This window comes from Herpetosiphon giganteus (assembly GCF_016907925.1).
Lineage (GTDB): Bacteria > Chloroflexota > Chloroflexia > Chloroflexales > Herpetosiphonaceae > Herpetosiphon > Herpetosiphon giganteus.
Window position 1 is genome coordinate 125,506 of record NZ_JAFBCZ010000015.1, and the last position, 9,813, is coordinate 135,318.

Below are 9,813 nucleotides of genomic sequence, written 5' to 3' on the forward strand. Positions count from 1 at the left end.
CAGCGTGAATTGGGTTGTGATTGGCATTGGAGCAGCGATTGCAGGATGTCTGCTCGCAATTATTGGTTTTTTTGGGGGCTTGCGCTGGTGGCAACGCTTGCGGCCAGTTTGGCAACTCTGCTTAATGCTGGTGATTCCGAGCCTAATGCTGTGCTTAACCCTTTTGATTGCGTGGGTTTTACCATGGCCAATCGAAGAACTTGGAAGCTTGGTGATTGGCGTTACGCTCGGTAGCGGGCTAGTGTTAATTACAACATCGTATTTGGCAATGCAAATTTGGTGGGCCTTCCAGCCCGATGAGCCAGCCGCCGCGTCTGAGTCTGATGAGCACGCATAATCAGCAGTCGGCCCAAGCCTTAAGCTGGCCATTAATCATCAAACTGCTCATTTCGTTGCACGTTGGCGTTGGCGATTTTTTGCTGCCCTTGTATGTGCAAGCCTTGGGTGGCTCGCCGCAAGTTATTGGTAATTTGGTTGGCTTGGGCGCAGCATTTGGCGTTTTAGCGCGGCTGAGCTTGAGTTGGCTCGCCGATCGTGGGATCATTCAGCTGTTGTTGCGGGTAAGTTTGGTGGCATTGGCGAGCGGCTTTGCAATTTGGAGTTTTGCGCCGAGCAGCACGTGGTTATTACCTGGTCAAGCGCTTTTGGCCATGGGTCGCGCAGGCTCGACCATCTGTCTAAGCTTGCTGATTGCCCAATTAACCAGCCCTGGCCAACGCGGTTCGGGCTATGGCAGACTGACCATGGCCAGCTCAATTGCCACAATTATCGGCTCAATTATTGCCGGAATTGGCTTTATTGGTTGGGATTTGGAGACGCGCCAGCAATTACAACAATTCAGCTGGCTCAATCCCATCGTAAGCCAGTTGCCCAACCCAATTCCGCGCACAGCGCTGTTTCATGGGCTATATAGCGTCTTTAGCAGTAGCGTAGTTTTGGCAGGAATCTTCAGTCTCCGTTCATGGCCCCATGCGCTTGCAGCAAAACGCGGTACAATAGAAACACCATGGCGCAGTGTCTTACGTCAGCCAAGCATCCGCAACCTTTTGCTAGCCCAAAGCTGCATTAGCGCGGCGTATAGTGCCTCGATTCCAATGACCGTGCCGTTATTGACTCATCGTTTTGGGGCAAGCGTGGCGGCAGTCGCTGTAGCCTATATTGTGCCAGGCATTATTTATGCGCTTTTTCCTGCACGCCTTGGGCGCATTGCTGATCGAATTGGCTATCGGCGGGCTGCAAAACTTGGGCTTGGAGTAAGTATGCTGGTTTACCTAGCACTTCCCATCAGCCCACAGCTCGCGATAACCGCCATTTTATGGGCTTGTGAAGCCATGGCATGGAGCTGCTATGTTCCCGCCTTGGAAGCTTTACTCGCAGAAAGTGTGATTCCACAACAACGGGGAGCAGCCTTGGCAATCTACGGGATTGCAGGCGCTTTAACCGCGACCGTGGCCGCACCCTTGGGCGCAAGCTTATTTAGCCGTTGGCCAGCAGCACCCTTTTTATTCTCGGCCCTTTGCCTCGGTATGGCAGCCATGATTGCTGCACGTACCCCACCAACCAATGCCGATTATGCTACGATTAAACAATACAATTGAAGAACCCACCATGCCCGCAGTAACGCCATTTCCCCAGACTGGACTTGTTCGTTGGACAAGCAAGTTGGGAGTGGACTTAGCGATTCGCCATATCACGCCTGACGATGCCAAATTGTTAGTCGAATTGTATGGGCGTTTATCGCCGCGCACCCTCGAACTGCGCTTTGCCACAATTATGATCAATATTCCAATCGAGCGCGTGATTGAAGAATCGGCCCGCTTGGCGACCCTCAACCACGACCATGCTGATGCGCTGATTGCCTTGCTCAACGAAGATGGCCACGAGCGGATTGTAGCTGTGGCTCGTTTAGCTGGCGCAGACCATATTCAAGCTGAATTTGCGCTCTTGGTACGCGACGATTTTCAGGGCCATGGTGTGGGCAGTTTTATGCTCGATCTCTTATTTCAAGTGGCGCTAGTTCGCGGCTTGCGCTACCTCAAAGCCTCGGTGCTCGCTGAAAATACCGCTATGCTGCGGCTAATTCGACGCTCTGGCTTCCCCTATCATATGCACACCTCGCATGGCGAAAGCGATGTGACGATCTATCTCGACCCAACCATCAGCGAGGGAGAACTTAATCACCACTGACTCAAGTAGATTGTTAATTTATTTTTTGGTCTACGTCCGTATAATCTGTATGGTTGAAATCTGCTGTCCCTGCCGCTGGTAGTGGGCTAGGAGTAGTGCGTTGAATGAGTTTGATTCAGTCGTCGAGGCAATTGAAGCTGGCTGGGAACTTGACGATATTTTGCAGTTAATCATTACGAATAGTCAATTATTGCTCGATTTGCAGCATAGTTATATTGTGTTATACGAGGCTGAGCAACTTTGGCTCAAAGCCAATAGTAACAATTTGCCAACCCGTGTTTTAGCGCCAACCAGTGCCGAAGCCCGGGTTGTTGCCATGGGTCGGGCCGTCGCTTTGGAGCCAATTCAGGCCTTGCCATTGTGGCGCACGCTTGAATTTGCCTTCAAACCAGAGGCTCGCGGCTGGATTAGCGCGCCAATTCGCTTGAACGGACATACAGTTGGCGCGTTGGCGGCTTTTACCGAGCCAACGCCCAACGAGCCATTACGCGAATCGTTGCGCTTTATGACTGTTCTGGCCGATTTGGCGGCCCTTGCCTTAGAACGGGGCCAATTTTGGCTGCGCCATCAACGGCGTTCGCAATTTATTGCCTTGTTGCGCACAATTTCGGGCATTAGCCAGCAACCATCGCTGGGCGATTTGGCGCATACGATCGCCGAGCAATTGTGTGAAATTGGCAATGCCGATTTGGCCTTGATCTCTATTCCAAGCCCTGAAACCGAAGAATTTGTGACCTTGGGCATGAGCGAAACACCCTTGGCGCTGCAAGTTCGCGAGCAAGGGCTGGATCATATTCCGTTAGCCAGTAATGCCTTGCTGCACGAGTGCTACCAGAGTGGCCAAGTTCAACGCCTAGCGTTAAATGACGAAAATTGGCCTGAATTCGCCCAACTTGGCGTGCAACACGTGCTGATTGTGCCAATTCACGATACCCACGAGCGGCTGGGCGTGATTGTGCTCGCCAGCCTTGAAGATTCACAGTTTGACGATGATGCCCTGAGTTTTCTCAACTTTATCGGGGTGCGCCTCGGCTATGCCTTGAAAAATGAGAACCTGCTCGAAGAAGTTGTGCAGGCCGAACGCCGACGCATCAGCGAGGATGAGCGCAGCAACTTTATCGCTTCGGTGGCCCATGATCTCAAAAATGCCTTAACGACGGTGATTGGCACAACCCAACTGGCTATGCGCAAGCTCCGCCGTGGCGACCAAACCTATAGCGAAAAGGCCTTCAATACAATTGCCACCAAATCGCAGCAAGCATTGCAATTGATTGAAGATATGGTTGATGTGAGTCGCTTGGAGCAAGGCACCTTTCGGCTGTTTATGCAAAACATCGATTTGGTGCAATTGGCCGCCGATGAGGTCGAAGCCGCCCAAGCCTTATCGCAAAACCATAGCATTAGCCTGCAAAGCAACCTTGATCACTATGAGCTAGCTGCCGATCAGCAACGCTTACGCCAAGTGCTGACCAATTTATTAATCAATGCGATTCGTTATTCGCCGAATGGCGGGGCGATTACGCTGCGGATTATGCCAGCTGATCAAGCGCCATTGCCCACCAATGCCAGCATTAGCAGCGAAAGCGAGCTAGAACAAGCAGTTGTGCTCAGCGTCAGCGATCATGGCATGGGCATCCCAAGCCATGAACTGGGTTATATTTTCGAGCGTTTTTATCGCGGCCAAGGCTCGACGGTCGCTAGTGGCTCAGGCTTGGGCTTATACATTAGCGCGGCAATTATGGCTCAACATGGCGGCAAAATGTGGGTTGAATCGCAATTACACCATGGCACGACCTTTTATTGCTCGCTCCCAGCAGCGCGGGTGCAATAACAAGGGTTTAGTGGTCAGGGTTCAGGCATGAGTTAATCCCAATAGTTGCGGGGTTTTGGCAAAATCCGAGTATCATAAGGTACGGGCAGCAATTTAGTGGGAGCAAACCCATGTTTATGCAAAAATTCCGGGCAGCGGTGGCCAGCAATCGTTCAACCCTGTGTATTGGGCTTGACCCCGATTTGGCCCGCTTGCCGGAACACCTGACCCGTGACGCAGCCGGAATTGTCCAATTCAATCAGGCAATTATCGAAGCAACCAGCGATCTTGTGTGTGCCTATAAGCCAAATATTGCCTTTTATGAGGCCTTGGGCAGTGCAGGCTGGCAAGCATTAAAGCAAACAATCGCCAGCATTCCAAGCCATTTGCCAATTATTCTCGATGCTAAGCGCGGCGATATTGGCTCAACGGCCCAAGCCTACGCCAGCGCCGCCTTCGACGAACTTGGGGTTGATGCGATTACGCTTAGCCCGTATATGGGTTACGATTCATTGCAACCATTTTTGGAACGCGCCGATAAAACCTGTTTTATCTTATGTCGCACCTCGAACCCTGGCGGCGACGATGTGCAGAATTTGGCCTTGGCGAATGGCGAGCCATTGTTTTTGAAAATTGCCGAGCTGGTGGCTGAACGCTGGAATGGCAACCACAACTGTGGGCTAGTGGTTGGCGCAACCTATCCTAAGGAGATTGCCACGATTCATCAGCGCTACCCTGAATTGCCGTTGTTGGTGCCTGGCGTTGGCAGCCAAGGCGGCGATATTGGGGCAGTACTAGCGGCGGCTGGCGAGCAGGCTATTATCAACCTTTCGCGCTCAGTTTTGTATGCTAGCAGTACTAGTAGCTTCGGTGAGGCGGCCCGCGAGGTTGCCCAAAGCTTTTTAGGGCCTAAACAAGCCTTAAATCACCCGTAGTAGGGATGCCTTGTGGCTAGTGTACTGGCATTGTTCGTGATATAGTAACGCTCAATTCGTTCCTTAGTTGCTAGGAGGTACAACCGATGACGGTTGAAGCATACTGTGTCAAGTGTAAGCAAAAACGCACTGTTGACAATGCTGAAGTGATTCAGATGGAAAACGGGCGACGCGCAGCCAAGGGCAAATGCCCAGAATGTGGCACCAACTTGACGCGCTTTTTGCCCAGCGAAAAAAAGAAATAACCCACTTTCACAGATCGCTCTAGGGTAGGGCAGACTGTCCTACCCAATTTGGTTTTTTGGAGGAACGAAGCGTGGCTAAAGAGAGTAAAGATTCGATTGAGGTCATGGGCGATAACCGCAAAGCGCGCCATGATTATTTTATTCAAGATACTTATGAAGCAGGCCTTGTCTTGCGCGGAACTGAGATTAAGTCGATTCGTCGTGGCCAAGTTCAATTGCGTGGCTCGTATGCGCGGGTGCAAAATGGTGAAATTTGGCTCTACGATGCGCATATTGCGCCCTACGCAGAAACTGGTGAGTTGTTTAACCATGAGCCAATGCGCCCACGCAAGCTGCTTTTGCACCGCCGCCAAATTTTGAAGCTGCACCAAACCTTGGCAACCAAAGGCTTGACCTTAGTGCCACTCAAAATTTATATGCGTGGCCGCTTGGCCAAAGTTGAGCTTGGGGTTGCTCAAGGTAAAAAACTCTACGATAAGCGTAATTCTATCGCCGATCGCGATGCAAAACGCCAAATCGATCGCGCCATGAAAAATCGTTACGAGTAGTTGATTAAAGTTTCCTCACCCCCTCGCCCACTGCACGCGGGCGAGGGGAGCACCCGTTTTCACTATGATTCACACATGAACCACCGTAAAAGCCCCTCGTCCATCAGATGGGCGAGGGGTTGGGGTGAGGGGATATTACGCATTTAACCACTGCGGGAATGGATTAATCAATTAATTAACTGCCAAACTTGGCCCCAGGTTGGCTCAAGTGTCAGCTGAAGTTGACCATGCAGCACCCGCGTTTCGCCACCATTCAAGCGATCTTCAAGCAGGCTGCCTTCGCCAAATGGCACCGCAAATTGACAGCGTTGGGCTGTAATGGCTGCATTCAAGGCCACCACAAGCGTTTGTTCCTTCGTCCAGCGCACAAACACTAGTTGCTCAGCCTGAACATATAACTGGGCATATTCGCCATGGCGCAGCGCTGAATAGTCGTGGCGCAGTTGGCTAAAGCACCGAATTGCTGGCAGCAAATCAGGCTGATTCGCAAGCACCAAATCTGGTTGGGGCAATGTTGGCCGCAATGCCTGATCGCTGGTAGCGGTCTTTTGGCCAAGCAATGCCCATTCGCTGCCATAATAGAGCGAGGGAATTCCAGGCATCGTGTAGAGCAGCAAATGCAAAGGATACAGCTGCGCATGATTATGTAATGTACTCGCAATTCGATCCACATCATGATTATCAACAAAGTTATACAATGGCGCAGCCCGATAGATACCGCCAGCGCCAAATTGACGATTGAGGCTGTAAGCAATTTCAAAATAGTTGGCATCATTCAAGCTTGAATATAAGCCCTTGTAAGCTTCATAATTAGTCACGCTATCGAGCATTCCTGCATTCGCCCACTGACGATAATCGCCATGCACAACCTCGCCAATCAGCAGAAAATCGCTGCGCAGGCGTTTGCAATGGCCTGCGAGTTCGGCCAAAAAGCTATGCTCGATCTGATCGGCAGCATCGAGCCGCAACCCATCAATCGCAAATTGCTCAACCCACACATTGACTGCTTGAAAAAGATATGCCCGCACAGAATCATTATGTAAATTCAACTTAACTAAATCGTAGTGGCCATGCCAACCTTGATAGCCAAAGCCATCGCCATAGGAGCTACGTTGGCTAAAATCTAAGCCAGCAAACCAATCGGCATAGGCTGAATCGCGACCATGGGCTTGCAAATCGCGAAAGGCCCAAAAATCGCGGCCAACATGGTTAAAAACCCCATCAAGCACTACCCGAATGCCTGCCGCGTGCAAAGCAACAATTAACTGCTGCAAATCGTGGTTCGTGCCCAGCCGCCGATCGACGCTGAAATAATCGATCGTATCGTAGCCATGAGCGCTTGATTCAAACACCGGCCCAAGATACAGCAGATTGATGCCCAAGCTTTGCAGATGCTCAATCCAGCCATGAAGTTGATTCAGCCGCGCAACCGGCGTGCTGGTTTGATCGTTGTGCGTTGGTGCGCCACAAAGCCCCAAGGGGTAGATATGATAGGCTTGTGCGTCGTTGGCCCATGAGTGCATACATCCTCCTATATACCGATCGGTATAGTGCGTTAGCTAAAAAAATTAGGAATAAATGCCATATGAAAATTGCTGCACAGCTTGATGAATGATTTGCGGCGATGCCTGAACAGCGCCACTCAAGCACAGGCCGATGTAGGTATTGATTGTGCCAAGCAAGGTAGCAGCATAGACTCGTTGGCGACCGCGCATATTGCCGTGAAAGCTGCTTGCGCGCACGAAAAAACTTTCGAGCAAGGCTTGTTGCTGGGCTGAACTAACCGCAACAATCTGAAAGGCTTCATTATTGGGCAAGCTAAACCACATCGCCAATTGCATGCGATAGAGCAATGGCTCGGCTTGAGCAAAATCAAAATAAAGCTGAAAAATTGCTGCCAAACTGGCTGGCACATCGTTGGCATGGCTCGTAGCCTGGGCTAATCGATCGATTAATGGTTGAAGCCGCTCGTTGATTAATACCTCTAGCAGGCCCCGTTTGCTGCCAAAGTAGTGATACAGGGTTGGTTTGGTAACCCCAGCTTGCTCGACAATTTCTTGCACGCCAATTGCATCGTAGCCGCGTTGGGCAAATAAATACAACGCTTGTTCGAGCAGTTTAGCTCGATTATCCATAACGACCTTTCTCTATACCGATAAGTATAGAGAAAGGTATTGAAGTTGTCAAGGGCTTACCATTCGCTAGTGTAATAGACATCATCAATTGACCATTGTTGGGCAGCATCAAGGCTTACCTTGCACGACCAAAGTAATTCAAAGGTGGCGTTGACACTAGGGTTGTTAAAACGTGCCGTAACTGTAGAAACCAGCTCCCAAGAGTTTTCGCTTAGGGGAGTTAAGCGCATCAGCTCTGGCGAAAATTCGATCAAAACATAGTCAGTCGCCTTGGCCTGCACCGCTTGCTGACATTCGGCAAGTGGCAGTTCGGGTGTTGTTGGCAGTTCGGGCGTTGGCACAATTTGGGTTGCCAAGGCAACCTCGGTTGGCACAACTTGGGTTGCGGTTGCCAAAACAACCTCGGTTGGCACGAATGGCGAAGCAGTTACCAGCGATAATGGCTTAACCGATGGTTCTGGCGTAGCGGTCGGAAACGGAATCACGCTTGGTTCGGGCGTAACAGTCGGAAATGGAATCACAGTTGGAGTAATACCAATTTGCAGTGGATTAGTGCAACCGACGAGCACAATTGTAAACAGACCAATTAACCAACGTTGGTAGCGCATACATTCTCTCCAAATGACAGTTGCTAATGGAGTAATCGTCGCAGAATTTGGGGCTGAATGAATGATGCACAGCTGATGCAAAAATCAAAATTGCCTAAAACCAGCGTGCTATAATCGAAAAGGATTTTCCTGTCTGTTGCACGCCAGCAGACCAATGAGGTTAATTTATATGAGTTATCAAGCCAAGGATAGCCGCTATGCGACGATGCGCTACAATCGCAGTGGCAAAAGCGGCCTAAAATTATCGGCGGTGGCGTTGGGGCTATGGCATAATTTTGGCGGCGTTGATGTGTATGAACATGCGCGCTCGATGGTGCTGCACGCCTTTGATCACGGGATTACCCATTTTGATTTGGCCAATAACTATGGGCCGCCACCAGGCTCGGCTGAAGAGAATTTTGGCCGCATGCTCAAACACGATCTCAAGCCCTATCGCGACGAAATCGTGATTTCGACCAAAGCTGGTTATTATATGTGGGCTGGCCCGTATGGCGATTGGGGTTCGCGCAAATATTTGGTTTCGAGCCTCGACCAAAGCTTGAAGCGCATGGGCTTGGAGTATGTTGATATTTTCTATCATCATCGCCCAGACCCAGAAACGCCGCTCGAAGAAACCATGCAAGCGCTCGACCATATTGTGCGCAGTGGCAAGGCGCTGTATGTGGGGCTTTCGAATTATTCAGCTGAGCAAACCGCCGCCGCCAGTGCAATTCTGCGCCAATTAGGCACGCCCTGCCTGATTCACCAGCCATCGTACAATATGTTTAATCGTTGGGTTGAAGATGGGTTGTTGGCAACCTTAGCTGATCAAGGTATTGGCTGTATTGCCTTCTCGCCATTGGCCCAAGGATTGTTGACTGATCGCTATTTGCAGGGCATTCCAGGTGATTCGCGGGCAGCCAAAGCCCATGGTTTTCTCAAGCCAGCCCATATTACCGATAGTGCCTTAGCCAAAGTTGCCAAATTGAATGATTTGGCTCAAACTCGGGGCCAAACGCTCGCCCAAATGGCCTTGGCATGGGTGCTACGTCACCCAACCATGACCTCGGTGCTGATTGGAGCTAGCCGAATTGCCCAAATCGACGATGCACTTAGCGCCTTAACTGGGTTGAGCTTCAGTGATGATGAATTAACGGCGATTGAAACCGTTTTGGCAGAGTAGGATTCCCTCATCTTTCAGCCCCCTTTCCCTACAAGGGTAGGTTTTAGTAATTCATCTAATGTGGAGCGTTCCTTTACCCCCCAGCCCCCTCCTTACAAGGGTAGGTAGTTAATCGATGCGATGTACAAACGGCAGAGAATCCGCGTATACTGGACGTGTCAGCAGCCAGTGATCCGAGGAATT

General features: G+C 50.7%; 11 protein-coding genes. 8 read left to right on the forward strand and 3 right to left on the reverse strand.

Annotated features, from left to right (window positions below; translation table 11 throughout):
* Positions 1-4: 4 nt before the first annotated feature.
* The 7 genes from JOD20_RS14935 (at position 5) to smpB (ending at position 5,725) form a co-directional block, all read left to right on the forward strand.
* Positions 5-337 (forward strand): hypothetical protein, encoded by a 333-nt coding sequence (locus JOD20_RS14935; RefSeq protein ID WP_204756032.1) that lies wholly within the window; start codon positions 5-7, stop codon positions 335-337.
* Positions 324-1,598 carry an MFS transporter gene (locus tag JOD20_RS14940; RefSeq protein WP_204756033.1) on the forward strand — a complete coding sequence of 425 codons (1,275 nt, stop codon included), beginning with the start codon at positions 324-326 and terminating at the stop codon, positions 1,596-1,598. The genes JOD20_RS14935 and JOD20_RS14940 overlap by 14 nt, the downstream gene beginning before the upstream one ends.
* A 70-nt stretch (positions 1,599-1,668) precedes the next feature.
* Positions 1,669-2,187 (forward strand): GNAT family N-acetyltransferase, encoded by a 519-nt coding sequence (locus JOD20_RS14945; protein ID WP_204756034.1) that lies wholly within the window; start codon positions 1,669-1,671, stop codon positions 2,185-2,187.
* A gap of 100 nt (positions 2,188-2,287) precedes the next feature.
* The gene (locus tag JOD20_RS14950; RefSeq protein ID WP_204756035.1) at positions 2,288-4,018 is read left to right on the forward strand and encodes a sensor histidine kinase; all 1,731 of its coding nucleotides are present in this window, start codon (positions 2,288-2,290) and stop codon (positions 4,016-4,018) included.
* A 110-nt stretch (positions 4,019-4,128) separates the two neighbouring features.
* Entirely contained in the window at positions 4,129-4,932 is an 804-nt protein-coding gene (gene pyrF, locus JOD20_RS14955; RefSeq protein ID WP_204756036.1) for an orotidine-5'-phosphate decarboxylase, read from the forward strand.
* Positions 4,933-5,018: 86 nt separating this feature from the next.
* Positions 5,019-5,177: a DUF5679 domain-containing protein gene (locus JOD20_RS14960; RefSeq protein WP_041304264.1), complete on the forward strand. Its 159-nt coding sequence runs from the start codon at positions 5,019-5,021 to the stop codon at positions 5,175-5,177.
* Positions 5,178-5,248: 71 nt separating this feature from the next.
* Entirely contained in the window at positions 5,249-5,725 is a 477-nt protein-coding gene (gene smpB, locus JOD20_RS14965; RefSeq protein ID WP_204756037.1) for an SsrA-binding protein SmpB, read from the forward strand.
* A gap of 167 nt (positions 5,726-5,892) precedes the next feature.
* Here smpB and JOD20_RS14970 read toward each other — a convergent pair whose 3' ends face one another.
* The 3 genes from JOD20_RS14970 to JOD20_RS14980 are packed head-to-tail and all read right to left on the reverse strand — an operon-like array spanning position 5,893 to position 8,468.
* A complete protein-coding gene (locus JOD20_RS14970; RefSeq protein ID WP_204756038.1) occupies positions 5,893-7,248 on the reverse strand; it encodes an alpha-amylase family glycosyl hydrolase in 1,356 nt (451 codons plus the stop codon).
* 45 nt (positions 7,249-7,293) lie between these two features.
* Positions 7,294-7,860 carry a TetR/AcrR family transcriptional regulator gene (locus JOD20_RS14975; RefSeq protein ID WP_204756039.1) on the reverse strand — a complete coding sequence of 189 codons (567 nt, stop codon included), beginning with the start codon at positions 7,858-7,860 and terminating at the stop codon, positions 7,294-7,296.
* 56 nt (positions 7,861-7,916) lie between these two features.
* Positions 7,917-8,468, reverse strand: coding sequence for a hypothetical protein (locus JOD20_RS14980; protein ID WP_204756040.1), 552 nt, complete (start codon positions 8,466-8,468; stop codon positions 7,917-7,919).
* Between the two features lie 169 nt (positions 8,469-8,637).
* Between JOD20_RS14980 and mgrA the strand changes: the two genes are divergently transcribed.
* On the forward strand, positions 8,638-9,630 hold the full coding sequence (gene mgrA / locus JOD20_RS14985; RefSeq protein ID WP_204756041.1) for an L-glyceraldehyde 3-phosphate reductase: 993 nt from the start codon (positions 8,638-8,640) through the stop codon (positions 9,628-9,630).
* The last annotated feature ends 183 nt before the right edge of the window (positions 9,631-9,813 follow it).

Excerpts from the sequence above, each read along its gene's own strand:
- JOD20_RS14940 (WP_204756033.1), top strand. The coding sequence starts at position 324 with ATGAGCACGCATAATCAGCAGTCGGCCCAAGCCTTAAGCTGGCCATTA.
- pyrF (WP_204756036.1), top strand. The coding sequence starts at position 4,129 with ATGTTTATGCAAAAATTCCGGGCAGCGGTGGCCAGCAATCGTTCAACC.
- JOD20_RS14960 (WP_041304264.1), top strand. The coding sequence starts at position 5,019 with ATGACGGTTGAAGCATACTGTGTCAAGTGTAAGCAAAAACGCACTGTT.
- JOD20_RS14970 (WP_204756038.1), bottom strand. The coding sequence starts at position 7,248 with ATGCACTCATGGGCCAACGACGCACAAGCCTATCATATCTACCCCTTG.
- JOD20_RS14975 (WP_204756039.1), bottom strand. The coding sequence starts at position 7,860 with ATGGATAATCGAGCTAAACTGCTCGAACAAGCGTTGTATTTATTTGCC.
- JOD20_RS14980 (WP_204756040.1), bottom strand. The coding sequence starts at position 8,468 with ATGCGCTACCAACGTTGGTTAATTGGTCTGTTTACAATTGTGCTCGTC.
- mgrA (WP_204756041.1), top strand. The coding sequence starts at position 8,638 with ATGAGTTATCAAGCCAAGGATAGCCGCTATGCGACGATGCGCTACAAT.